Source organism: Sphingomonas sp. Leaf208, from assembly GCF_001421415.1.
In the GTDB taxonomy this organism is placed as follows: Bacteria; Pseudomonadota; Alphaproteobacteria; order Sphingomonadales; family Sphingomonadaceae; genus Sphingomonas.
On the sequence record NZ_LMKH01000036.1, the window covers coordinates 12653 to 35781 of the forward strand.

General features: G+C 65.2%; 22 protein-coding genes and 1 tRNA gene. 12 read left to right on the forward strand and 11 right to left on the reverse strand.

The features are described from left to right. Window positions 1-229 precede the first annotated feature (229 nt). Window positions 230-463 carry a hypothetical protein gene (locus tag ASE69_RS17650; protein WP_056489532.1) on the forward strand — a complete coding sequence of 78 codons (234 nt, stop codon included), beginning with the start codon at window positions 230-232 and terminating at the stop codon, window positions 461-463. Here the strand turns inward: ASE69_RS17650 and ASE69_RS17655 are convergent. Next, window positions 402-1220 carry a CDP-alcohol phosphatidyltransferase family protein gene (locus ASE69_RS17655; RefSeq protein ID WP_235518993.1) on the reverse strand — a complete coding sequence of 273 codons (819 nt, stop codon included), beginning with the start codon at window positions 1218-1220 and terminating at the stop codon, window positions 402-404. The genes ASE69_RS17650 and ASE69_RS17655 overlap by 62 nt on opposite strands. 29 nt (window positions 1221-1249) lie before the next feature. Then, the gene (locus ASE69_RS17660) at window positions 1250-1978 is read right to left on the reverse strand and encodes a phosphatidylserine decarboxylase (RefSeq protein WP_056489534.1); all 729 of its coding nucleotides are present in this window, start codon (window positions 1976-1978) and stop codon (window positions 1250-1252) included. A 142-nt stretch (window positions 1979-2120) separates the two neighbouring features. Between ASE69_RS17660 and ASE69_RS17665 the strand changes: the two genes are divergently transcribed. From ASE69_RS17665 to ASE69_RS17675, 3 genes are all read left to right on the forward strand, one after another. Continuing rightward, window positions 2121-3341, forward strand: coding sequence for an NADP-dependent isocitrate dehydrogenase (locus ASE69_RS17665; protein ID WP_056489536.1), 1221 nt, complete (start codon window positions 2121-2123; stop codon window positions 3339-3341). 72 nt (window positions 3342-3413) lie between these two features. Then, window positions 3414-3953, forward strand: coding sequence for a TIGR02594 family protein (locus ASE69_RS17670; protein WP_235518955.1), 540 nt, complete (start codon window positions 3414-3416; stop codon window positions 3951-3953). A 90-nt stretch (window positions 3954-4043) separates the two neighbouring features. Continuing rightward, on the forward strand, window positions 4044-5822 hold the full coding sequence (locus tag ASE69_RS17675; RefSeq protein ID WP_056489538.1) for a cation:proton antiporter: 1779 nt from the start codon (window positions 4044-4046) through the stop codon (window positions 5820-5822). A gap of 43 nt (window positions 5823-5865) precedes the next feature. Here ASE69_RS17675 and ASE69_RS17680 read toward each other — a convergent pair whose 3' ends face one another. Next, window positions 5866-7458, reverse strand: a complete 1593-nt coding sequence (locus ASE69_RS17680) for a long-chain fatty acid--CoA ligase (RefSeq protein WP_056489540.1) — start codon at window positions 7456-7458, stop codon at window positions 5866-5868. A gap of 19 nt (window positions 7459-7477) precedes the next feature. Continuing rightward, entirely contained in the window at window positions 7478-10981 is a 3504-nt protein-coding gene (dnaE, locus tag ASE69_RS17685) for a DNA polymerase III subunit alpha (RefSeq protein ID WP_056490240.1), read from the reverse strand. 106 nt (window positions 10982-11087) lie between these two features. Here dnaE and ASE69_RS17690 point away from each other — a divergent pair, with 106 nt between their 5' ends. Beyond that, complete coding sequence (locus ASE69_RS17690; protein ID WP_056489542.1) at window positions 11088-11681, forward strand: HdeD family acid-resistance protein; 594 nt, start codon at window positions 11088-11090, stop codon at window positions 11679-11681. A 235-nt stretch (window positions 11682-11916) separates the two neighbouring features. Here the strand turns inward: ASE69_RS17690 and ASE69_RS17695 are convergent, their stop codons facing one another. From ASE69_RS17695 to ASE69_RS17720, 6 genes are all read right to left on the reverse strand, one after another. After that, window positions 11917-12396 (reverse strand): glutathione peroxidase, encoded by a 480-nt coding sequence (locus ASE69_RS17695; protein WP_056489544.1) that lies wholly within the window; start codon window positions 12394-12396, stop codon window positions 11917-11919. Next, a complete protein-coding gene (locus ASE69_RS17700) occupies window positions 12393-12989 on the reverse strand; it encodes a GNAT family N-acetyltransferase (protein WP_056489545.1) in 597 nt (198 codons plus the stop codon). Before ASE69_RS17700 ends, ASE69_RS17695 begins: the two co-directional genes overlap by 4 nt. Continuing rightward, the gene (locus ASE69_RS17705) at window positions 12986-13699 is read right to left on the reverse strand and encodes an ABC transporter ATP-binding protein (protein WP_056489548.1); all 714 of its coding nucleotides are present in this window, start codon (window positions 13697-13699) and stop codon (window positions 12986-12988) included. The genes ASE69_RS17700 and ASE69_RS17705 overlap by 4 nt, the downstream gene beginning before the upstream one ends. Next, a complete protein-coding gene (locus ASE69_RS17710; RefSeq protein WP_056489550.1) occupies window positions 13692-14942 on the reverse strand; it encodes a lipoprotein-releasing ABC transporter permease subunit in 1251 nt (416 codons plus the stop codon). Before ASE69_RS17710 ends, ASE69_RS17705 begins: the two co-directional genes overlap by 8 nt. A 535-nt stretch (window positions 14943-15477) precedes the next feature. Next, the gene (gene rsgA / locus ASE69_RS17715; RefSeq protein ID WP_056489552.1) at window positions 15478-16476 is read right to left on the reverse strand and encodes a ribosome small subunit-dependent GTPase A; all 999 of its coding nucleotides are present in this window, start codon (window positions 16474-16476) and stop codon (window positions 15478-15480) included. Between the two features lie 154 nt (window positions 16477-16630). Further along, window positions 16631-16720 (reverse strand) — tRNA-Ser (locus tag ASE69_RS17720). A gap of 156 nt (window positions 16721-16876) precedes the next feature. Here ASE69_RS17720 and hspQ point away from each other — a divergent pair. The 4 genes from hspQ (at window position 16877) to ASE69_RS17740 (ending at window position 18894) form a co-directional block, all read left to right on the forward strand. Beyond that, the gene (gene hspQ, locus ASE69_RS17725; protein ID WP_056489554.1) at window positions 16877-17272 is read left to right on the forward strand and encodes a heat shock protein HspQ; all 396 of its coding nucleotides are present in this window, start codon (window positions 16877-16879) and stop codon (window positions 17270-17272) included. 253 nt (window positions 17273-17525) lie between these two features. Then, window positions 17526-17870 (forward strand): 50S ribosomal protein L21, encoded by a 345-nt coding sequence (rplU, locus tag ASE69_RS17730; RefSeq protein WP_056065957.1) that lies wholly within the window; start codon window positions 17526-17528, stop codon window positions 17868-17870. 13 nt (window positions 17871-17883) lie between these two features. Further along, window positions 17884-18174 (forward strand): 50S ribosomal protein L27, encoded by a 291-nt coding sequence (gene rpmA, locus ASE69_RS17735; protein WP_056055842.1) that lies wholly within the window; start codon window positions 17884-17886, stop codon window positions 18172-18174. Window positions 18175-18348: 174 nt separating this feature from the next. Then, a complete protein-coding gene (locus ASE69_RS17740) occupies window positions 18349-18894 on the forward strand; it encodes a GNAT family N-acetyltransferase (RefSeq protein WP_235518958.1) in 546 nt (181 codons plus the stop codon). Window positions 18895-19177: 283 nt separating this feature from the next. Here ASE69_RS17740 and ASE69_RS17745 read toward each other — a convergent pair whose 3' ends face one another. Next, window positions 19178-20047, reverse strand: coding sequence for a metal-dependent hydrolase (locus ASE69_RS17745; RefSeq protein WP_082453221.1), 870 nt, complete (start codon window positions 20045-20047; stop codon window positions 19178-19180). Between the two features lie 63 nt (window positions 20048-20110). Between ASE69_RS17745 and ASE69_RS17750 the strand changes: the two genes are divergently transcribed. The 3 genes from ASE69_RS17750 (at window position 20111) to proB (ending at window position 23084) form a co-directional block, all read left to right on the forward strand. Continuing rightward, on the forward strand, window positions 20111-20710 hold the full coding sequence (locus tag ASE69_RS17750) for a TetR/AcrR family transcriptional regulator (RefSeq protein WP_056489557.1): 600 nt from the start codon (window positions 20111-20113) through the stop codon (window positions 20708-20710). Between the two features lie 78 nt (window positions 20711-20788). Beyond that, window positions 20789-21835 (forward strand): GTPase ObgE, encoded by a 1047-nt coding sequence (gene obgE, locus ASE69_RS17755; RefSeq protein ID WP_056489559.1) that lies wholly within the window; start codon window positions 20789-20791, stop codon window positions 21833-21835. Between the two features lie 151 nt (window positions 21836-21986). Next, window positions 21987-23084 carry a glutamate 5-kinase gene (gene proB, locus ASE69_RS17760; protein WP_056489561.1) on the forward strand — a complete coding sequence of 366 codons (1098 nt, stop codon included), beginning with the start codon at window positions 21987-21989 and terminating at the stop codon, window positions 23082-23084. Window positions 23085-23129 lie beyond the last annotated feature (45 nt).

The window sequence follows — 23129 nt, forward strand, 5'->3', positions numbered from 1 at the left end:
AGAGGCGCGGCCCTTAGCGTGGCTCTATTCGAAAAGCAATCGCACAAGGGCCGCTTGACTCATGGAACGCAATGAGAACATAAAGGGCTCAGAGGGGAACAGATGTTCGACTCGGCGCAGAATCACCCCGGCATGACGGGATTCGAAATGCGACGAGTGGAACGATGTTTCTGACCAAGTGTTTGCGGATATTAGGAATTTGTTCGCAACTCATAGGAAGGCGGACGTGATGTTGGTTCTGAGCTTCATGGTTTTTGCTGGTGCATTCGCGGTCGCGGGCATGATGATCGTCTCGTCGATCGCGCCGCAGTGGGACCGTATCGTCCGCCTCGCGATGGGCAACGTCGAACCCGCGTTCCAGCCGCTCCGCACGCTGGCGGTTGCGGAGCGCCGGATCGCGGTCAGGCGTTGGGCCTCGACGTCGGCTCCGGTGCCCGCCCGCCGCTGGAACGCTGCCGCCTGATCTTGGCGTAGCTCGCGATGCTGAATGGCATCGAGAGTAGGTAGAGCACGCAGATGATGCTGAGCGTATGCCACGGCGCGCTCACGATGGCGGCGCCGAGCAGCACGACGAGCGCGATGGCTTCGAACCGGATGTTGCTGCGGAGTTTGACCGAACTCCACGAATAGGTGGCGATACTCGACACCATCAGCAACGCGACGAACGCGACCCAAGGCGCCACGAAGTACGGTGACGCGAATTTGGGCTCGTCGGTCCAAAACCAGAAAAACATCGGCATCAGGGCCAGCCCTGCGCCCGCCGGAGCCGGAACGCCGGTGAGGAAGCCCGCCGACTTGTGCGGCTGGTGGCTCTCGTCGATCTTGGCGTTGAAGCGCGCGAGACGCAGCGCGCAGAACACGGCGAGGATCAACGAACAGATCCAGCCGACGCGCGGCAAAGCCGTCAGGGACCAGAGATAGACGATTAGGGCAGGTGCAACGCCGAACGAGATCGCGTCGGACAGCGAATCGAGTTCGGCACCGAACCGGCTTTCACCGTGCAGCATCCGGGCAATCCGACCATCCAGGCCGTCGAGCACGCCCGCGACCATGATCATCGCGACGGCGCTTTCCCATTGTCCACCGATCGCGAACCGCACGCCACTCAGACCTGAACACAGGGCTAGCGCGGTAACGGCGTTGGGGGCGACGGCGCGCAGAGGAAGTCCGCGCGGTGCACGCCGCGTGCGACCGAACCGGCCACGGCCTCGCTCTTCGATCGAGTCGTCGTCGATCCCGTCGCGATTGATCACTGGGCGATACCGCCGACTGGAACGCCACCGACGCGGCCGAGAACGGTCTCGCCCGCGATGCTGCGCTGGCCGAGGCAGACCTGCGGCACGACGTGGTCGGGCAGGTACACGTCGACTCGGCTGCCGAACCGGATCAGGCCGATGCGCTGGCCGACCGCGACCATGTCGCCGGCCTTCACGAAGCCGAGGATGCGGCGCGCGACCAGGCCGGCGATCTGCGTGAAGCCGATCCGCATGCCGTTGCGATCTTCGACGACAAAATGCTGGCGCTCGTTCTCGTCGCTCGCCTTGTCGAGGTCCGCGTTAAGAAACTTGCCCGAAATGTAGACCACCTGGCGGATCGTACCGGCGATCGGCGTGCGATTGATGTGCACGTCGAACACCGACATGAAGATCGACACGCGGACCAGCGGCGCATCGCCGAGACCGTTCTCGCCGGCGAGCTCGCGCGGGATCGGTACGCGCTGGATCATCGTGATCAGCCCGTCTGCGGGGGCGACGATCAGGCCTTCGCCCTGAGGAGTCGTGCGGATCGGATCGCGGAAGAACGTCGCGACCCAGATCACGACGCCCACCATTGGCCAGAACAGCACGTGGCTGACGATCGTCAGCAGCAGCGTGATGCCGGTCGCGATCGCGACGTATTTGTGGCCCTCTGGATGGACTGCGGGAAATCGCCATTTGACCGTGGAGGTCGTGACGGGCGGCTTGTCGAGCGATGCCATAACCTGCGGGTCTATCCGTGCAGGACGCGCGATACAACGATGAACCGGCTTTTCCTTGCAGCACCAACGGTTGGCCAGTGGTTGATCGCCGCGGCATGCTCCCCTAGACGCTCCCCAACCCCCTCCCCCGAAGGACCCGGATATGGCGAAGATCAAGGTAAAGAATCCGATCGTGGAGATCGATGGCGACGAGATGACCCGGATCATCTGGGAATGGATCCGCGAGCGCCTGATCAAGCCGTATCTCGATATCCAGCTCGATTATTACGATCTCGGCGTCGAGCATCGCGACGCGACCGACGATCAGGTCACGATCGACAGCGCGCTCGCCACGCAGAAGCACGGCGTCGCGGTGAAGTGCGCGACGATCACGCCCGACGAGCAGCGTGTCACCGAGTTCGGCCTGAAGAAGATGTGGAAGTCGCCGAACGGCACGATCCGCAACATCCTCGGTGGCACCATCTTCCGCGAGCCGATCGTGATCAAGAACGTGCCCCGCCTGATCCCGGGCTGGACGCACCCGATCGTCGTCGGCCGTCACGCATTCGGCGATCAGTATCGCGCGACCGACTATCTGATCCCGGGTCCGGGCAAGCTGCGTCTCGTCTTCGAAGGCGACGACGGCCAGGTCATCGACCGCGAGGTGTTCCAGTTCCCGTCGGCGGGCGTCGCGATGGCGATGTACAACCTCGACGATTCGATCCGCGATTTCGCGCGCGCCTCGATGCACTACGGTCTCAACCTGAAGTGGCCGGTGTACCTGTCGACGAAGAACACAATCCTCAAGGCCTATGACGGCCGCTTCAAGGATCTGTTCGCCGAGGTGTTCGAGGCCGAGTTCAAGGACAAGTTCAAGGAAGCCGGCATCGTCTACGAGCATCGCCTGATCGACGACATGGTCGCATCCGCGCTGAAGTGGAACGGCGAGTTCGTCTGGGCGTGCAAGAACTACGACGGCGACGTTCAGTCGGATCAGGTCGCACAGGGCTTCGGCTCGCTAGGCCTGATGACCTCGATCCTGCTGACCCCGGATGGCAAGACCGTCGAGGCCGAGGCGGCGCACGGCACCGTCACGCGTCACTTCCGCATGCACGAGCAGGGCAAGGCGACCTCGACCAACCCGATCGCGTCGATCTTCGCATGGACCGGCGGCCTGAAGTACCGCGGCAAGTTCGACGACACGCCCGACGTGACGAAGTTCGCCGAGACGCTCGAGCGCGTCTGCGTCCAGACGGTGGAGAACGGCCACATGACTAAGGATCTCGCGATCCTGATCGGCCCCGACCAGCCCTGGATGACGACCGAGCAGTTCTTCGAGCAGGTCCGCTCGAACCTCGAAACCGAAATGGCCAACTGGGCCTGATCTGGCACCCGTATCCGACCAGGTCTTCCTGGACTCCCGATACGACTGTGACGATGCTGGACCCAGGGCGAGATGATCGCCCTGGGTTTTGCTTTGCGTTCGCTGTTCTTGGGGGACCATTTCATGCCGATCGACAAGAACAACTATGCGTGGCTGGATGGCCTCGGCACGCTTCCGCGCATCATCGTCGAGTCGCGAGCGCTTGTCGGCATACTCGAGACGCCGGGCTCCGCGAACAACAGCGTCATTATCGGCTGGGCAAAGGAAGTTGGCGGCTCCGTCGAAAAGACATACACCGCCGACTCCGTACCATGGTGCGGGCTGTTCATGGCGTTGGTCGCGCGAAGGGCTGGAAAGACACCCCCCGTCGATCCGCTATGGGCGTTGAACTGGGGCAAGTTCGGAGAGCGCGCCGGGCAACCCATGCTGGGCGACGTTCTAACGTTCATACGACCTGGTGGCGGACATGTGGCGCTGTACGTCGGTGAGGACGGCGACCATTATCATGTGATCAACGGCAACATTTCCGATCAGGTGTGCTTTTCCCGTATCGAAAAGACCCGGCTGCGAGCTGCACTGCGAACGCCGTACATGACCACCCCCGGCAGCTGAAACCGTACGTGCTTACCGCTGAGGGCAGACTTTCACCGAACCCAAGCTAATATCTTTATAACTCGCATCGACTGTGCCTAGTGTGTTGCCATGGCATTACGGCTCGACAATCAAGGTTTCAGCGACGCGCTCGTCATTCTCGGCGCGGCGGGCCTCGTCATTCCCGCGTTCGCGCGGTTCCGGGTCAGCCCGGTTATCGGTTTCATCCTGGTCGGCCTGCTGGTCGGCCCCGCCGGGCTAGGCTCGCTCACCGGCTCCGCGCCGTGGTTGTATTATCTGACCATCTCCAACCCGGAATCGATCGAACCGTTCGCCGAATTTGGGATCATCCTGCTGTTGTTCTCGATCGGCCTCGAACTCTCGTTCAAGCGGTTATGGTCGATGAAGCGACTGGTGTTCGGCACCGGCGCCGCCGAACTCATCGGCTCGGCGCTGATCATCGGCACGGCGCTGCACTTCATCGGCCAGGAATGGGCGGGCGCGATGGGGCTCGGGTTCGCGCTCGCGCTCTCCTCGACAGCATTAGTCCTGCCACTTGTGGGCACGACGGGTGCGGTCGGGCGTGGTGCCTTCGCTATGCTGTTGTTCGAGGATCTGGCGCTCGTCCCGATCATCTTCGTGCTCGGTGCACTCGCCCCGACCGCGAGCGCGGACGGCTGGTCGAATATCGCCGGCGTCGCGCTACGCGGTGGGCTGACCGTGGTCGCGATGTATATCGGCGGTCGGATCGTCCTGCCCCGGCTGTTCGGCCAAGCCGCGCGAACCAAGAGTCCCGAACTCTTCCTCGCCGCGTCGCTGCTAGTGGTGATCGTTGCTAGCGTAGCGACCACAGCCGCGGGGCTGTCGCCTATCGTTGGTGCGCTGCTGGCCGGGCTGTTGATCGCGGAGACCGAGTATCACAGCGAGGTCGAGGTCATCACCGCGCCGTTCAAGGGCCTCGCGCTCGGCGTGTTCCTGATTACCGTCGGCATGAGCCTCGACCTGCGCCTGATCGGGCAGAACTGGCCTTCGCTGCTGCTCGCGGTGAGCGGCGTGGTTGCGACCAAGGCGATCGTCACGTTCCTGTTCCTGCGCGTCGCCAATTCGCGGCGCGGGGTCGCGGCCGAAACGGGCCTGCTGATGGGAAGCCCGTCGGAGACCACGCTGATCGTACTCGCCACGGCGGCGCAGGCGCAGCTGATCCTCCCTTCGACGGCGTCCTTCTGGCAGACCGTTACGGCGATCGGCCTGACGATCACGCCGTTGCTGGCCAAGCTCGGCCGCACCGTCTCGCGCCAGCTCGAAAGCCGCTCGACGGCCGATGCTGGGGATATCGAGATCGATGACGACGGCCCCGGCACGGTCGTCATCGGCTTCGGCCGGGTTGGCCGCATGGTCGCGGACATGCTGGCCGTCCACGGGCAGAAATACGTCGCGGTCGAGGCGGATATCGATTCAGTGGAAGAGGCCCGCATGCTGGGCCACCCGGTATTGTTTGGTGACGTCGCCCGCCCCGAACTGGTCGAACGATTGAAGCTGCATACCGCCAAGGCGTTAATCCTGACGATGGACGACCCGGTGCTGACGGTTCGGCTTGCGCGGCGGGTACGAGCTTTGGCACCAGACCTGCCGATCGTCGCGCGCGCGCGCGATACGGCGCATGCGGCGGAACTGTACCGCGCCGGCGTAACCGACGCCGTGCCGGAGACGCTGGAAAGTTCGCTGCAACTGGCCGAAGCTGTGCTCGTCGATCTTGGCGTGGCGATGGGGCCGGTGATCGCCTCGATCCACGAGAAGCGCGACGAGCTTCGCCAGGAGATCAAGGCGGCGGCGGACATGATCGTCGAGCCGCGGATCAGGAAAGCAAAGCGGACGCCCCGCGCGGCCTAGTATCGCACGAGGCGTCGGCCATGAACGGGCCTGAGCGAATTGATCAGGCGGCGGCGAGCGCGAAATCCTTGAAGCGTTCACGGAGTGCGGTCTTGAGCAGTTTGCCCGTCGCGGTGTGCGGCAGGTCTTCGACGAAGACGATCGCGTCGGGGAGCCACCATTTGGCGACGTGCTTGGCCAGGTGGTCGAGGATCGCCTGTTCGGTGACCTCGCTGCCCGGCTTGCGGACCACCAGCAACAAAGGACGCTCGTCCCATTTCGGGTGGTAGATGCCGATCGCCGCTGCCTCCGCGATCCCCGGACAGCCGACCGCTGCGTTTTCGAGGTCGACCGAACTGATCCATTCGCCGCCGGACTTGATGACGTCCTTCGAGCGGTCGGTGATCTGCATCGTGCCGTCCGCGTGGAGCATCGCGACGTCGCCGGTGTCGAACCAGCCTTCACCGTCGACTGCGTCCTCGTCGGCGCCGAAATAGCGTTGGACGACCCAGGGGCCGCTAACCTGCAACCGGCCGGCGATCGAGCCGTCGCGGGGGAGGACGACGCCCTCGTCGTCGATGATGCGGAGTTCTATGCCGAAGGGGACGCTACCCTGTTTGCCGACGAGGTCGAGTTTTTCGTCGTGCGTCATGTCGTCCCAGTGCGGCGGGTTGAAGCCCGCGGTGCCGATCGGCGAGGTTTCGGTCATCCCCCAGAGGTGCTTCACCGTGGCGCCCATCCCCATGATCCGCTCGATCATCGCGCGGGGGGCGGCCGAACCGCCGATCGTCACCTGTTTGAGGTAGCGCGGCGCGTCACCCGAGGCGTCCATGTGGCCGAACATCGCCAGCCAGACGGTCGGCACGCCGGCGGAGTGCGTGACCTTCTCGTCGTTCATCAGGCGGCACAGCACGGCGGGATCGTTGACCGCGGAGTAGACGACTTTCGCCCCCGACAGCGCGCAGGCGAACGGCAGGCCCCAGGCGGCGGCGTGGAACATCGGCACGACGGGAAGCACGACCGCGTTGGGGGAGAGATCGAACACCCACGGCGCGACCTCGGCCATCGCGTGGATCAGCGTCGAGCGGTGCGTATAGAGCACGCCCTTGGGATTGCCGGTGGTGCCGCTGGTGTAGCAGAGCATGCACGGCTCGCGCTCCGGGCCCTCGACCCACTCATAGTCGCCGTCCTCGGCGTCGAGCAGCGCCTGGAAGCCGTCGGGGCCGAGATCGTCGAAGCAGACGTAATGCCGAATGCTGCCCCACTGCCCCCGCAGGCGATCGACGAGCGGCTGGAACGCCTTGTCGTAGAGCATCACGCGGTCTTCGGCGTGGTTGGCGATGTAGACGAGCTGCTCGTCGAACAGCCGCGGGTTGATCGTGTGGATGACGCCGCCCATGCCGATCGTACCGTACCAGGCGACGAGGTGATGCGCGTGGTTCATCGCCAGCGTTGCGACCCGGTCGCCGGGCGCTACGCCGAGCTTTTCGAGCGCTTGAGCCAGTTTGCGGGCGTCGCGCGCGATACCGGCCCAGTCGGTGCGTGTCTCGCGACCGTCGGCCCAGTAGCTGACGAGTTCCCTCGCGCCATGCTCCCGCGCCGCGTGGTCTATCAGGCGGGGAACACGAAGCTCGAAATCCTGCATTCCACCAAGCATTCTCGCTCTCCCAAGCTCGTTATCCGACCAGAGCGAGCCTCGTTTCCGAGGTCTTCATCTCCACCTTGGCGACACCGTGCAACGACTCGATGTGCTCGACAAGCTCTCCGTCGAGCAGGAAGTCGCGGCCGAGCAGGATGCAGACCTCGCCGTCGGGCGTCGGCGCGCGCACGCGGACCTCGCCGCGCGCGCCGCGGTGTTCGGCGAGCAGCGAGGCGAGGCCGGCGAACGCGGCCATGTCGGAGATCGTCACGACCACCTGGAAGCGCGCTAGGTTGGCGAGGCCCTCGAACGGCTGGATGCGCTTGATGCTGACGCGCGGGGTGTCCTCGCCGGGCTTGCGGTCGAGTTCGACGGTGATGAGTCCGCAGCCGCCAGCCTTTGCTGCCTCTTCGAGATCCTTCGAGACCTGGTCGTCGAAGCAGGTCGCCATGAACTGGCCGCTGGCGTCGGAGCATTGCGCCATCATGAAGCGCTTGCCACGCGCGGAGGTGCGGTAGCGGGCGTCCTCGACCAGCACCGCCATCGTCGCGCCGGCGCGGCTGCCGTCATCGGGGATGTTGAGCTCGGACAGCGCGGTGTAGGCGCGGGCGCCGTGGCTGACCGCGATGTGGCGATGGCGATCGACCGGGTGCGCGGAGAAATAGAAGCCGAACGCTTCCTTCTCCTGATCCATGCGCTGGCTGAGCGTCCAGCGGACCGAGGGAGGGAGCTTGATCGCGTCGCCCGCGGGTTCGGCGTCGCCGAACAGGCCGCCCTGCCCGCTGGTCTTCTGTTCGTGCGTGCGCGCGGCGATCGCGAGGATCGTCTCGGCAGTGGCGTGGATGCCGGCGCGGTTCTGATCGAGGCCGTCGAACGCGCCCGCGGCGGCGAGCGTTTCGAGCTGGCGCTTGTTGAGGAGGCGCGGGTCGACGCGCTTGGCGAGATCGTCGAGGCCGGCGAACGGACCGTTCTGGACGCGCTCGACGATGAGCTTTTCCATCGCGCCTTCGCCAACCGACTTCAGCGCGCCGAGGGCGTAGCGGACCGCGAGGTTGTTCTCCTCGACGTCGGGCAAAACCTCGACATCGAACTCGGCCTGGCTCGCGTTGATGCAGGGCGGCAGCGCGGTGATCCCCAGACGGCGCATGTCGTCGGTGAAGATCGCGAGCTTATCGGTCTGGTGCAAATCGTAGCACATCGAGGCCGCGAAGAATTCGTGCGGGTGGTGCGCCTTCAGCCATGCGGTCTGGTACGCGAGCAGCGCATAGGCCGCGGCGTGGCTCTTGTTGAAGCCGTAGCCGGCGAACTTGTCGATCAAGTCGAACAGCGCGTTGGCCTCGGCCTTCTTGATGCCGTTGACGGTGAGACAGCCCTCGACGAAGCCCGCGCGCTGCGCGTCCATCTCGGCCTTCACCTTCTTACCCATCGCGCGGCGCAACAGATCGGCGCCGCCGAGCGAGAAGCCGGCCAGCACCTGCGCGGCCTGCATGACCTGCTCCTGGTAGACGAAGATCCCATAGGTCTCCGACAGGATCGGTTCGAGCAGCGGGTGCGGGTAGTCGATCGCCTCGGTGCCGTTCTTGCGGCGGCCGAACGAGGGGATGTTGTCCATCGGGCCCGGTCGATAGAGCGATACGAGCGCGATGATGTCGCCGAAATTGGACGGCCGCACTGCGGACAGCGTGCGCCGCATGCCTTCGGATTCGAGCTGAAACACGCCGACCGTGTCGCCCTTTTGCAGCAGCGCGTAGACGCCGGTGTCGTCCCATTCGAGCGCCTCGAGATCGACCGTCACGCCACGCTTGGCGAGCAGTTGCACCGCCTTCTGGAGCACCGACAGCGTCTTCAGCCCGAGGAAATCGAACTTCACGAGGCCGGCGCCCTCGACATATTTCATGTCAAACTGCGTGACGGGCATGTCGGACCGAGGGTCACGGTACAGGGGCACGAGCTGTGCGAGCGGGCGGTCGCCGATCACCACGCCGGCGGCGTGGGTGGAGGAGTGGCGGGGCAGGCCTTCCAGCTTCATCGCCAGATCGAGGAGCTTCCGGACTCCATTGTCGTTCGCGTACTCCTTGGCCAGTTCACCGACGCCGTTGAGTGCGCGCTCCAGCGTCCAGGGGTCGGTCGGGTGGTTCGGGACCAGTTTCGCGAGGCGATCGATCTGGCCGTAGCTCATCTGCAGCACGCGGCCGGTGTCCTTGAGCACCGCGCGCGCCTTCAGCTTCCCGAAGGTGATGATCTGCGCGACCTGATCGCGGCCGTATTTCTCCTGGACGTAGCGGATCACCTCGACGCGGCGGGTTTCGCAGAAATCGATGTCGAAATCGGGCATCGACACGCGTTCCGGGTTCAGGAAGCGCTCGAACAGTAGGCCCAGCTTGATCGGGTCGAGATCGGTGATCGTCAGCGACCAGGCGACGACCGAGCCTGCGCCCGAACCACGGCCCGGGCCGACGGGAATGTCATGATCCTTCGCCCATTTGATGAAGTCCGCGACGATCAGGAAGTATCCGGGAAAACCCATCTGGACGATCACGTCGACCTCGAACGCGAGGCGCTTGCGGTACACGTCGCGCCAGCCGTCCTCGCCCTCACCGTGGAGTTCGGCGATGCGGGCGAGACGCGCTTCGAGGCCGGCTTCAGCGTCGTCGCGGAGAAGCTTGGCCTCGCCCTCGATATCGCCCGCGAGGCTGGGGAGGATCGGTTTGCGGTACGGCGCCATCACTGCGCAGCGCTGTGCGACGACCAAGGTGTTGGCGATCGCCTCGGGCAGATCGGCGAACATCTCGTGCATCACCAGCGCGGGCTTCATCCAGGCTTCGGGACAGCTGCGGATGCGGTCCTCGGTCTCGACATAGGTCGAGTGCGCGATGCAGAGCATGGCGTCGTGCGCATCGCCGAACGCGCTTTCGGTGAAGCAACACGGGTTGGTCGCGACGAGCGGCAGGTTGCGCTCATAGGCGATGTCGATGAGGTCGTTTTCGGCCGCCGTCTCGATCGCGTCGTTGCGGCGCGAGAGTTCGACGTAGAGGCGGTCGTCGAACAGCCCTTGCAGGCGGTCCAGGTAAGCGCGCGCGCGGTCAGGCTGGCCTTCCGCGAACAGTCGGGCGAGGCCACCCTCGCCGCCTGCGGTCAAGGCGATCAGACCGTCGGTGTGGCGTTCGAGCGCGGCGAAGTCGACATGCGCGGGCATCTCGATCGGACGGTCGAGATGCGCCATCGAGACGAGCGCGCAGAGGTTGTCGTAACCGGTCATGTTCTGCGCGTAGAGCGCGAGCCAGTCGAACTGCGTGGCGACGCCGTCGGGCATGTCGGGACGACCGACGCCGAGCATGACGCCGATGATGGGCTGGACGCCATCCTTCTTGGCGGCGTCCGAATAGGCCATTGCCGCATAGAGCCCGTTACGATCGGTCAGCGCGGCGGCGGGGAAGCCCAGCGCACGCGCCTGCTTGGCGATCGCTTTCGGATCGATGGCGCCGTCGAGCATGGTGTAGCAGGAGAAAACGCGGAGAGGGACGTAACCGGAATGAGGCATCATATTTAGGTAGGCGTTGACGCATGATTCGGCCAGCGGCGTTGCGCCCGGTTGGAACCCCGGACACGACGAGCCGTTGCGGCGCAGACATCTGGGAGCATTCTTCATGACGGATCCACGCGGGCACTTTGCCGATACCGAAACCACGGCTGCGGGAACGCCTCGTGCGGGTGCTGGCTGGGGGTGGATTCTGGCGTATGGCGTGCTGTCGGTGGTGCTAGGGATCATGGCGTTCGCGTCGCCGTTTTCCGCGACCTATGCCGCGACTCTGGTGATCGGGGCGTTCTTCATTGCGGCCGGGATCGTGTCGATCGTGTCCGGGTTTGCCGGCAAGGGACACGAGGGGCGCGGCTATGCGATCGGGTTCGGGCTGGTGTCGCTGGTGATCGGGCTGATCATGGCGTTCGAGCCGGCGACGGGGGCGATCTCGCTGACGTTGCTGATTGCAATTTGGCTTGGTGTTCGTGGCGCGTTGGAGATCGGGCTTGGGGCGCGGTTCCGACGGGGCAAGGGGCTGATGATCGCGCTGGGGGTGGTGAATATTCTGCTGGCGGTGATCGTGCTGGTGACGCTGCCTTGGTCGGCGTTGACGCTGCCGGGGTATGTGCTGGGGATCAGTTTCCTGTTTGGTGGGGTGACTTCGATTGCGTCTGCGCTGGCGCATAAGAAGGGTGCACCGGCTTTCTCGGTGACCGCCTGACTTTCCCCGCGAACTGCTTGTTCTCCCGCGAAGGCGGGAGTCCAGTCTGGGCCCCCGCCTTCGCGGGGGAACAAGCTTCTGTTGGGATAAGCCACCACATCTCCTTAACCCCACCCCGGCGGAGGCCGGGGCCCAGTTGGGGGACGTTGCTAACCACGGTCAGCGCTTCGTTACTGCGACCTTTCCAACTGGGCCCCGGCCTTCGCCGGGGTGGGGCCGGGTATAGGTGCTGCTTCTACAGTAGCTTCTCGATATCCTTCCGAATGTCCTCGGGCTTCGTCGTTGGGGCATAGCGATCCACCACCGCCCCATCGCGCCCAACCAGGAACTTAGTGAAGTTCCACTTGATCGCCTTCGACCCCAACACGCCCGGCGCGTCCGACTTCAACCGCTCGAACAGCGGGTCCGCGTCCGAGCCGTTGACGTCGATCTTCGCGAACACCGGGAACGTCACGTCGTAGGTCAGCGTGCAGAAGTTCGCGATCTCAGCTGCGTCACCCGGCTCCTGCCCGCCGAACTGGTTGCAGGGGAAGGCGAGCACTTCGAACCCGCGCTCCGCATAGTCACGATGTAGCGCTTCGAGGCCGTCATATTGCGGGGTGAAGCCGCATTTCGAGGCGGTGTTGACGATCAACAGCACCTTGCCGCGGTGGGGTTCGAGCGAAGTCGCTGTGCCGTCGGCGTTTTTCACGGTGAAGTCGGTGATCGCGGTCATGGGCGGTCCTCGTTTCGCGCGAGCAGATACGCCAGGTTCTGGCGCACGCCGGGCCATTCGTGGCGGATGATGCTGTAGACGACGGTGTCGCGCAAGCGGCCGTCGGCCATCACCTGATGCCCGCGGAGCACGCCGTCGCGCTTGGCGCCTAGGCGTTCGATCGCGCGTTGAGAGTTCTTGTTAAGTGAGTCGGTCCGGATCTGGACGCATTCGCAGTCGAGGACGTCGAACGCGTGGGTCAGCAACTTCAGCTTGGCTTCGGTGTTGACGCCGGTGCGCTGCACGGACTTGGCGTAGAAGGTGCCGCCGATCTCGAGCCGCTTGTTGCCCTCGTTCATCCGCATGAAGCGCGTGGTGCCGACGACAATCCCGGCGGCCTCTACCGCGAACAACCGCGCACGGCCGAAGTCCTGCTCGCGCAACGCCGCAGCGAGCCAGCGATCGGGCGCCTTCATCATCGCGACGTTGGCGTAGAACGTGTCCCACAAATTGCCCGCCGACGCCGCCGCGACCAGCCCGTCCATGTCGTCGGCAACCAGCGGGCGGAGCGTGACGTGACGCCCGGTCAGCGTCGGCGTCTCGCCCCAGGTCACGCCAGCCGCCCCTCGTGCAGCCGCAACACGCGGTCCATGCGGGCCGCGAGCCGCTCGTTGTGCGTCGCGACCACCGCCGCCGTGCCCTGTTCCCGAACCAGGCGGATGAACTCGGCGAAGACGATGTCGGCGGTGTGTTCGTCGAGGTTGCCGGTCGGCTCGTCCGCCAGCACCAGCGCAGGCTTGTTGGCGAGCGCGCGGGCGACGGCGACGCGCTGTTGCTCGCCGCCGGAAAGCTGGCTCGGGCGGTGCGTGAGGCGGTGGCCGAGCCCGAGCTGGGTCAACAACTCCGCAGCGCGCGCGTCCGCCTCGGCCCGCGTCGCGCCGTGGACGAGTTGCGGGAGGACGACGTTCTCGGTCGCGTTGAAGTCCGGCAGCAGGTGGTGGAACTGGTAGACGAAGCCGAGGCTGTCGCGGCGCACCACGGTCCGCTCATGCGCGTTGAGCTTGGCGGCCTCGGTGCCGGCGATCCTGATCGACCCCTGGAAGCCGCCCTCGAGCAGGCCCACGGCTTGCAACAGAGTCGACTTGCCCGAGCCCGATGGCCCGAGCAGCGCGACGATCTCGCCCGGCGCGATCGCGAGGTCGACGCCGCGCAGCACGTCGATCGTCGCGCCACCCTGCGTGAAGCTCTTGGTCAGCCCGCTGGTCTGGAGGACGTAATCGTCGAACTTCTCGATCTGGCGATCGATTTTGAGGCCTTCATTCATAACGCAGCACCTGCACGGGGTCGGTACTCGCCGCTTTCCAGGCCGGATAGAGCGTCGCGAGGAAGCTGAAGACGAGCGCCATCAGCGCGATCACGACGATCTCGACGGGATCGGTCTTCGACGGGAGTTCGGTCAGATAGCGGATCGACGGATCCCACAAATTCTGGCCGGTGAGGAGCTGGACGAAGTTCACCACCCCCTGTCGGTAGAACAGGAAGATGAAGCCGAGCACGAGGCCCGCGACCGTGCCGAGCGCCCCGATGGTGGTGCCGACGACGATGAAGATCCGCATCATCGAGCCGCGCGTCGCGCCCATCGTCCGCAGGATCGCGATGTCGCGCGTCTTGGCTCGGACCAGCATGATCAGCGACGAGAGGATGTTGAACACCGCGACCAGGATGATGATCGACAGCACGGTGAACATCGCGACACGCTCGACCGCGAGTGCCTCGAACAGCTGCGCGTTCATCGTCCGCCAGTCGGCGATCACCGCGTTGCCGCCGATCTTGTCGGCGAGGGGCTTGAGGATCTCGCCGACGCGGTCCGCGTCGACCGTCTTCAGCTCGACCATGCCGGCCGCATCGCCCATCAGTAGCAGCGTCTGCGCATCCTCGATCGGCATGATGATGTACGCCTTGTCGTAATCATAGACGCCGATCTCGAAGATCGCGCCGACCGTATAGCTGACGATCCGCGGGACGGTGCCGAACGGCGTGGTCTGGCCTTGCGGGCTGAACAGCGAAATCTCCGAACCGACCTGCGCACCGAGCGATTCGGCAAGCCGCGAACCGATCGCGATCCGGCCGCTGCCCTGCGTAATCGACTGGAGCGAGCCCATCACGACCTTGTTGCTGATCGTCGAATTGCGGCGGATGTCGTCGACGCGCATCCCGCGCACGAGCACCGCCTCGGCACGGCCGTTATAGGTGGCGGCGAGCGGCTGTTCGATCAGCGGCAGCGCGCTGGTGACGCCCGGCGTCTTCTGCGCCTGCGCGACGATCTCGCGCCAGTCGGGGAGCCGGTTGCCGACGCCCTGCACCACCGCATGGCCGTTGAGCCCGACGATCTTGTCGAAAAGCTCGGCGCGGAAGCCGTTCATCACGCTCATCACGATCACCAGCGCGGCGACGCCGAGCATGACCGCGACCAGGCTGATCGAGGCGACGAGGAAGATGAACGCCTCGCCCTTGCCCGGCAGCAGATAGCGGCGGGCTATCATCCGTTCGTAGCGGGACAGGATCATGGGCGGCCAGGTTCGATCGTTAGGGATAGAGTGCAGCGGCTCTAGGACGCGGCCCGTTGCGAGGCAACTGTCGGGGCCGTGCGTCAGGCCCATGCTCGGCGTGCGGCGCCCCCTCCTACAGGGCTGGGTTAGTCCCGATCCGGAAGTGTCTAGATTGGTCTGTTGCGTAATCGCCACAGGCGCAGTTCAATCGTGAGCCGCCCCGCGCAAAGACCGTGACAAAATCCACGGACATAACTAGCAACAAACTCGCTGAGACACAGGCAACGGCCGTGGTTCGGGGACTGCTTTTCCGCTCCGTCGCAAGACGAGATGCGAGAGCAAAAAAATGGGGGCTGACGAGCGATCGTCACGCAGGCGCCCGGATCGGCAACGGTCCGGGCGTTTGCTTGTCCGGCATAGTTCACCGCAGTGGTCTATACTTTGTCAGATCTTGAACTGCTGTCACAGCAGCCTCGGCAACACAGTCGAGACGCTGCGCTCTGATGCTTTGCTGCGCCGGATCGCTTGGAAACGTCGAAGCGCGGCGCGTGCGTTACCGGGTCCGGCGCTTCGTCAGCCGTGACGCCGCACCATTTTCCTCCGCGTTGAGCTTGCGCCAGCGTTCGAAGCGGTCCGGCGCCAGCGTCCCCGCCGCGATCGCTGCCTGGATCGCGCACCCCGGCTCGACGCCGTGCGAACAGTCGGCGAACCGGCACTCCTGCGCGAGCAGCGCGATATCGTCGAACACCTCGGCCAGCCCGGTCGCGGCCTCCGACAATTGCAGCTCACGCATACCGGGCAGGTCGAGCAGCCAGCCGCCCTGATCGAGCCGGTGCATCTCGCGCACCGTCGTAGTGTGGCGGCCGGTACCGTCCTTGACCCGCACCGCCTGCGTTCCGATGCTGTCCGATCCGCGCAAGGCGTTGACGAGCGTGGATTTGCCGACGCCGGACGAGCCGAGGAACGCGACAGTCTTGCCGGGCCCACACCACGCCGCCAACCGCTTGACGTCGGCCCGGTCGCGCCCGTCGACGGTTTCGACGAGCAATCCCGGTTCGATCGCGCGCGCGGCGGCGGCGAACTCCTCGGGCGTGTCGGTCAGGTCGGCCTTGGTGAGGACGACGACCGGGGGCACCCCCACCTCGCGCGCCAGCACGAGATAGCGCTCGAGCCGAGCGATGCTGAAATCCTGGTTGCACGATGCGACGATGAAGACGGTGTCGACATTGGCGGCGATCATCTGATCTTTCCGCGGATCGGCCGGCGAGCGTCGCTTGAACAGGTTCACGCGCCGAAGGACCCGCGTCGCCTCCTGCGTGCGATCGTCGATCAGCAGCCAGTCGCCGACCGTCGGGTGATCGTCCCCCGGCTGCGCGCCTGCGATATAGGGCGAGACGAAACCGTCCGATTTGGCGCCGGACACCGCGATATTGCCGCGGTGCACCGCCATCACGCGGACAGGGTGGCAATATTGCTGCTCGTCTTCGGCAAGCTGGTCCGCGAAATGCGCAGTCCAGCCAAGGTCTGCCAGTGCCTGGTCGGTCGATATCATAGGCTTGGTGCGGCATCCTTCTCGACGACGCGGCGGCGGTCGTACCGCCCATCGTCTAGGCCGCGATGGAGGGCATTGCCATCGCCGTATGCACGCGAAACCGCCCAATTGGGGGTGCGCCTGACGGCGAATGTCCGGTGGTATAAGGAATAAATGGCGGAGAGGGTGGGATTCGAACCCACGGTACCCTCGCGGGTACGCCGCATTTCGAGTGCGGTACGTTCGACCACTCTGCCACCTCTCCGCAGGTCATCCGAAGCTCTGCGAACAGCGCCTCCGATCGGTCGAAGCGCGGCCTCTAATGAAAGGGCCCCAGCGATGCAAGAGGGTTTTGAGCGCTCCGGGCGCCGCTCGACGCGTTTTCCTTGTGCGGCGCAAAACAAACCCTAAATTGGCCGATATGCCCCGACACGACAGTATCGCTCACGACATCACCCGCCCGATCGTGCCCGCCGAGGTGGTCGCACCGCCGGTTTCGCATGCGAATTTCTCGATCGGCGACGTCGTGCGGCACCGGCTGTTCGATTTTCGCGGGGTGATCTTCGACGTGGACCCGGTGTTTGCGAACAGCGACGAATGGTATGCGGCGATCCCCGAGGACATTCGTCCGCGGAAGGACCAGCCTTTCTACCATCTGCTCGCCGAGAACATGGAGTCGAGCTACGTCGCCTATGTGAGTCAGCAGAACCTGGTGCCCGACGACAGCGACGAGCCGGTCGACCATCCGGCGATCGATGGGCTGTTCAGTGACTATGCGGATGGCCGGTACGCGCTGCGGCAGGTTCATCGGCACTAGAGGCGAATCGAATCTTCGTCATGCCGGACTTGTTCCGGCATCCACTGTTCCGTTTGATCATCGGCGGTTGATTCGCTGCGCGGTGGACCCCGGAACAAGTCCGGGGTGACGGAGTGGCGGTGATTGCCCTACCTAAACCACCCTTTCCCGCCCCTTCGCGGTTGACAACTCTCCCCCCCTCGCTTAGCTGCCCGGCTTCTTCCGGCGGACCCTGCGTTCGTGGGATACACGTATTTGGAAAGTGACAAGGGCCATGTTCGCAGTCGTGCGCACGGGCGGCAAGCAGTATCGCGTCGCCGCCGGAGATAAGATCGTCATCGAGAAGATCGAGGGCGATGCAGGTGCGTCGGTGACGCTGGGTGACGTTCTGCTGGCGGGCGAAGGCTCCGAGCTGCGGTCCGTCGAGGGCTTCGTCGTCGCTGCAGAGATCATCGCGCAGGCGAAGGCGGACAAGGTCATCGTCTTTAAGAAGCGTCGTCGTCATAACTATCGTCGTAAGAACGGCCATCGCCAGCAGCATACGATCCTGAAGATCGTGTCCGTGGGTGGCCAGACCGCCAAGCAGACCGAGGCTGATGCCCCGGCCGCTCAGGCATAAGGAGTAGCTTCAGATGGCACATAAGAAAGCAGGCGGCTCTTCGCGCAACGGTCGCGATTCGGCCGGTCGTCGCCTAGGCGTCAAGAAGTTCGGTGGCCAGGCGTGCGTCGCCGGCAACATTCTCGTGCGTCAGCGCGGGACGAAGTTCTATCCGGGCACGAACGTCGGCATCGGTACCGACCATACGCTGTTCGCGCTGGTCGATGGCCGCGTTGTGTTCAGCCAGGGCAAACTCGGGCGCAAGTTCTGCTCGGTCGAGCTGGCAGCGAACGATACTGCCGACATGGCAGCAGCAGCCGAATAACATCGGGTAACCATCCGGGTTGCCCACCAGGGTGACCCGGGTCGCGAAAGCGAACCTGAACAAGGGAGACGGGTCACCCCGGCTCCCTTTTTTATTGCTCCCTCCACGCGGCTGTCGCGGTCCCGTCATCCCGACGTGGCATGCGCGCAGCCAATGACGCGATAGGAGAGAGCCGTGTTCGCGCGCACCAAGAGACTGACATTGCGGCCGGGTTGGCCGGAAGATGCGCCTGCACTGGCGCGGGCGATCGGCCATGAGTCGGTGGTCGCCAAGCTGGCGCGGGCGCCCTGGCCGTATGCGCTGGGCGATGCCGAGGCGTTCCTGGCGCAGCCGCGTGGGCCACACGACCCCCATTTCATGATCGAGACGATGGAAGCGGGTGCGCCGCGACTGGTCGGTGGGATCGGTATCCGCGCGGCGGATGCGGGGCATGAACTCGGCTATTGGCTGGCACCTGACGCGTGGGGTCGCGGGTATGCGACCGAGGCTGGCGAGGCGGTGGTGGCGATGGCGCGGCATGCGCTTGGTTTGCGGCGGCTGGATGCGTTTCATTTCGTGGACAACCCGGCGTCGGGGCGAGTGCTGGCGAAGCTTGGGTTTCGGCCTACGGGGCGGGTCGAGGCTCGGACTTCTCGGGGGCGTGGTGGGGAAGCGCCTGCGGTGATGTTCGAGTTGAATCTGGATGACGATCGATGTGCGCCGATGCCTTTGGCGGCGTGATTCGGAGATTCGCTACCCTTTAAAGGTACGCCACCCCGGCGAAGGCCGGGGCCCAGTTGGGAGACATGGCTAACGAAGTGCGTTGCTTCGTTACTGCAACCTTTCCAACTGGGCCCCGGCCTTCGCCGGGGTGGGGCCTTAGTTTAGGCGAGCAGTTGCTCTGCACTAACTGTTCCCCCGCGAAGGCGGGGGTCCAGGAATCACGGGCGGTGTCGTTTGGTATCCTGGGCCCCCGCCTTCGCGGGAGAACTAGGAGAGGGGGAAGAAGCCTGGAGTCCGGGGCTCAGGCCACCGCTACCACCTGTTTCGCAACCGGCAGCACAGCCGCCTCATACTCGCTCTCCGCCAAGCCGATCAGCGCTCGATCGTCGTGCTTCCACGGGTGGAACCCAGGCAGGAAATACGCCGCCCAGACGCCCGCGATCTTGCGCGCCATCCCCGGATTGCCGAACGCATACCACGCCATCCGCGCCCACACGCGAGGTCCGGTCAGGCCATCCTGCCGCAACAGTTCCGCCATCCCCCGTGCACGCCCGGTGAAGAACCGCCATGTCGTGATCAGCATCACCAGCGACTTCACCCGCCAGCGCGTGAAGCGCGGCCAGTCCCGCGTTGCGTGCAACCACGTGTCATACGCGACGCCCTTGTGCTCAATCTCCTCGGCTGCGTGCCACAGCCAGAGCGCCGCCGCCTGCTGGTCGCCGCCCGCGAGATGTTTCGGATTCGCGATCAGTTCGTGCGCCAGCATCGCGGTGAAATGCTCGAGCGCGGTGGTCGCGGCGAGGCTCGCGATCTCCGGACGCCCCTTGGTCAGCGCCAGCGCCGCGTCGACGTCCACGATCAGCGGCGCGACGTCGTAGCCCTGGTCGGTGACGTGGCGGTTGAACGCGACGTGCTCACGCGTGTGGATCACCTCCTGCTTGATGAAGGCGTTGATCTCGGCGTGGAGTTTCGGCGGCGTGCCTTCGCGGAACTTCCGGACGCTGTCGACGAAATAGCCCTCGCCCTTCGGAAACGTCACCGACAGCGCGTTGTAGAACGCGGTCGCTACGGAATCGTCGTTCAGCCACCAGCGGCGAACCGCGGCACCGCGGCCGAAGCGGCGGTCGCGCGGGGTGATCGTCAGATCGGCAGGCGTGGTTGCTTTCGCCACGGAAACCTCCAAACAGGGATGAACACTCGTTACTTACATTGATGTAAATAGGTTTTCCGGTCCGTGACGTCAACACCGCGCAAGCGCCTCTCCCCCACCGAATCGCGTGAAGCCGCCGTCGAGGCCGCGCGAGCCCTGCTTGTCGAGAGCGGCCCCAGCGCTGTCACGCTAAAGGCCGTGGCAGGCCGCGTCGGACGAACGCATGCCAATCTGCTCCACCATTTCGGCTCGGCGGAGGCGCTGCATACCGCGCTGATCACGCGGATGGCGGCGGACATCGTCGGGACGATCGGTGCCGCGGTGCTGCGCGTGCGGGCGGGCGAGCTCGATCCGCGCGAGGTGGTAGAGATGACCTTCGACGCGTTCGGCAAGGGCGGCGCGGGGGCGCTGGCGAGCTGGATGATCCTGTCGGGCAATACCAATGCGCTCGATCCGATCCTGACCGCGATCCACGATCTGGTCGACGAACTGGCGGAGGGTGACATGCCCGGCGATCAGCCGATCCAGGAGCAGACGCTGACGCTGGTGCTGATGGCACTCGGCGATGCGCTGATGGGGGCACCGATGGCGCGCGCGCTGGGGCTGCCGGTCGGCAAGGCGCGCGAACTGGCGCTCGACGCACTGCTCGCCAGCAAGGACGCCGCCGCCCCTCCCCGCTGCTGAGCGCATCGGATCGGGGCACGAATCGCGAGCCGAATCGCGGAGGGTGGAGATTTTCGCCAATTTCGCTATGGGGCGGCGATGCATTTTCTAGACCAAGCCAAGATCTACGTACGTTCGGGCGAGGGCGGCCCCGGTGCCGTCAGCTTCCGCCGCGAGAAATATATCGAATATGGCGGCCCCGATGGCGGCAATGGCGGCAAGGGCGGCGACATCGTGTTCGAATGCATCGCCGGCCTGAACACGCTGATCGACTTCCGCTACACGCAGCATTTCCGCGCGCCACGCGGCTCGGGTGGTTCGGGTTCGAACCGCACCGGCGCAGGCGGCAAGGATCTCGTCATCCGCGTTCCGCTCGGCACGCAGGTGCTCTCGGAGGACAAGGAAGAGGTGCTGATCGACTTCACCGAGGTCGGCCAGCGTGAAGTGCTGTTCCGCGGCGGCGACGGCGGGCGCGGCAACGCAAGCTACAAGACCTCGACCAACCGCACCCCGCGCCAGCACGGCACCGGCTGGCCGTTCGGCGAGGCGTGGGTCTGGCTGCGGCTGAAGCTGCTCGCCGATGCGGGCCTCGTCGGCTTGCCGAATGCGGGCAAGTCGACCTTCATCAACCAGGTGACGAACGCGCAGGCCAAGGTCGGCGAATATGCCTTCACGACGACGCGGCCGCAGCTGGGCGTGGTGCGTCACAAGCAGCGCGAGTTCGTGGTCGCGGATATTCCGGGGCTGATCCAGGGTGCTGCCGAAGGTGCGGGTATCGGCGATCGGTTCCTCGGGCATATCGAGCGGTGCCGGGTGCTGTTGCATCTGGTCGATGCGAACGACCGCGACGTGGCCGAGTCGTACCGGATCGTGCGCGACGAGCTGGAGAATTACGGCGAGGGGCTCACCGACAAGAAGGTGATCATCGCCCTGAACAAGATCGACATGCTCGATCCGGAACTGATCGCGGCGCTGTCGGCGGAGCTGGCGGAAGCCAGCGGTGCCGAGGTGATGGCGATTTCGGGGGCGAGCGGCGCTGGTATCGAGGCGGTGCTGGACCAGCTGATCGAGGCGATCGGGCCGGCTCCGGGCGCGGCGAAGGAACTGGAAGAAGGCGAAGTGCCGGTCGCATGGTCGCCGCTCTGACGTCTTGCTTAGCCTTCTCCCCTGCGGGGAGAGGGTTGGCTTTCGATTTCTCCCCTTCCGCTTGCGGGAGGGGTCGGGGGAGGGCTTTCTTGCCGACAGGTCACGCCCGCCCCTCCCCTAACCCCTCCCGCAAGCGGGAGGGGAATGCGTGATGTTTCCGCCTTCGTCTTGCTCGCGGCTGATCGTGAAGATCGGCTCGGCGTTGCTGGTAGATCCCGATGGGAGCGTTCGGCGGGAGTGGCTTACGGGGCTGGTCGCCGACATTGCCGCTCGGACTGGTGAAGGCCAGCAGGTCGCGATCGTGTCGTCTGGCGCGATTGCCTTGGGCGCGCGACGGCTTCGTCTCCCAAAGGGTGGCCGCGCAAGTCTTGAAGACGCGCAGGCCGCAGCTGCCACTGGTCAGATCGCGCTCAGCCAAGTCTGGGCCGAACTGCTCGCCGCGCAGGGGCTTAACGCGGCGCAGATCCTCGTCACGCTGGACGATCTCGAAGACCGCCGCCGCTATCTCAACGCCGCCGCGACGCTCAACCGGTTGTTGTCGCTGAAGGTCGTTCCCGTCATCAACGAGAACGACAGCGTCGCGACCGAGGAAATCCGGTTCGGTGACAATGACCGCCTCGCCGCCCGCGTCGCGCAGGCCGCCGGCGCGCAGGGCGTGATCCTGCTGTCCGACGTCGATGGGCTCTACACCGCCAATCCGCATGTCGATCCGTCCGCGACGCATATTGCTAGCGTGCCGCGGATCGATGCGGTTGCGGGGATGGCGGACGATGGGTCGGGCTCGGGGATGGGTTCGGGTGGGATGGCCTCGAAGATCGCCGCGGCGCGGATCGCGACGGGTGCGGGCATTCCACTGGCGATCGCTTCGGGGCGGATCGAGCATCCGCTCTCCACCCCTGCCCGCCACACGATCTTTACGGCCGAGCGGACGGCATCTGCGCGGAAGGCTTGGTTGGCAGGCGGGCTGACCGCGAAGGGGGCGATCCATGTCGATGCGGGAGCTGCGGCAGCGCTTGGACGGGGGCGGAGTTTGCTGGCGACTGGGGCCACTCGGATCGACGGGGGTTTCGCGCGCGGTGATCTGGTGACGATCGAGGGGCCTGCCGGGACTGTCGCACGGGGCCTTGCGGAATATGATGCGGCGGATACCGCGCGCCTGCTTGGTCGACATAGCGACGATCATGCGGCCATCCTTGGCTACGCGCCTCGGTCTGCGCTGGTGCATCGCAATCATCTGGCGCTCGTATGACCGGCCGCGCCTTGTTCACCCGCGAAGGCGGGTGTCCAGTCTGGG

Excerpts from the sequence above, each read along its gene's own strand:
- ASE69_RS17650 (WP_056489532.1), top strand. The coding sequence starts at position 230 with ATGTTGGTTCTGAGCTTCATGGTTTTTGCTGGTGCATTCGCGGTCGCG.
- ASE69_RS17660 (WP_056489534.1), bottom strand. The coding sequence starts at position 1,978 with ATGGCATCGCTCGACAAGCCGCCCGTCACGACCTCCACGGTCAAATGG.
- ASE69_RS17665 (WP_056489536.1), top strand. The coding sequence starts at position 2,121 with ATGGCGAAGATCAAGGTAAAGAATCCGATCGTGGAGATCGATGGCGAC.
- ASE69_RS17670 (WP_235518955.1), top strand. The coding sequence starts at position 3,414 with ATGATCGCCCTGGGTTTTGCTTTGCGTTCGCTGTTCTTGGGGGACCAT.
- ASE69_RS17675 (WP_056489538.1), top strand. The coding sequence starts at position 4,044 with ATGGCATTACGGCTCGACAATCAAGGTTTCAGCGACGCGCTCGTCATT.
- ASE69_RS17680 (WP_056489540.1), bottom strand. The coding sequence starts at position 7,458 with ATGCTTGGTGGAATGCAGGATTTCGAGCTTCGTGTTCCCCGCCTGATA.
- dnaE (WP_056490240.1), bottom strand. The coding sequence starts at position 10,981 with ATGCCTCATTCCGGTTACGTCCCTCTCCGCGTTTTCTCCTGCTACACC.
- ASE69_RS17690 (WP_056489542.1), top strand. The coding sequence starts at position 11,088 with ATGACGGATCCACGCGGGCACTTTGCCGATACCGAAACCACGGCTGCG.
- ASE69_RS17695 (WP_056489544.1), bottom strand. The coding sequence starts at position 12,396 with ATGACCGCGATCACCGACTTCACCGTGAAAAACGCCGACGGCACAGCG.
- ASE69_RS17705 (WP_056489548.1), bottom strand. The coding sequence starts at position 13,699 with ATGAATGAAGGCCTCAAAATCGATCGCCAGATCGAGAAGTTCGACGAT.
- ASE69_RS17710 (WP_056489550.1), bottom strand. The coding sequence starts at position 14,942 with ATGATCCTGTCCCGCTACGAACGGATGATAGCCCGCCGCTATCTGCTG.
- rsgA (WP_056489552.1), bottom strand. The coding sequence starts at position 16,476 with ATGATATCGACCGACCAGGCACTGGCAGACCTTGGCTGGACTGCGCAT.
- hspQ (WP_056489554.1), top strand. The coding sequence starts at position 16,877 with ATGCCCCGACACGACAGTATCGCTCACGACATCACCCGCCCGATCGTG.
- rplU (WP_056065957.1), top strand. The coding sequence starts at position 17,526 with ATGTTCGCAGTCGTGCGCACGGGCGGCAAGCAGTATCGCGTCGCCGCC.
- rpmA (WP_056055842.1), top strand. The coding sequence starts at position 17,884 with ATGGCACATAAGAAAGCAGGCGGCTCTTCGCGCAACGGTCGCGATTCG.
- obgE (WP_056489559.1), top strand. The coding sequence starts at position 20,789 with ATGCATTTTCTAGACCAAGCCAAGATCTACGTACGTTCGGGCGAGGGC.
- proB (WP_056489561.1), top strand. The coding sequence starts at position 21,987 with ATGTTTCCGCCTTCGTCTTGCTCGCGGCTGATCGTGAAGATCGGCTCG.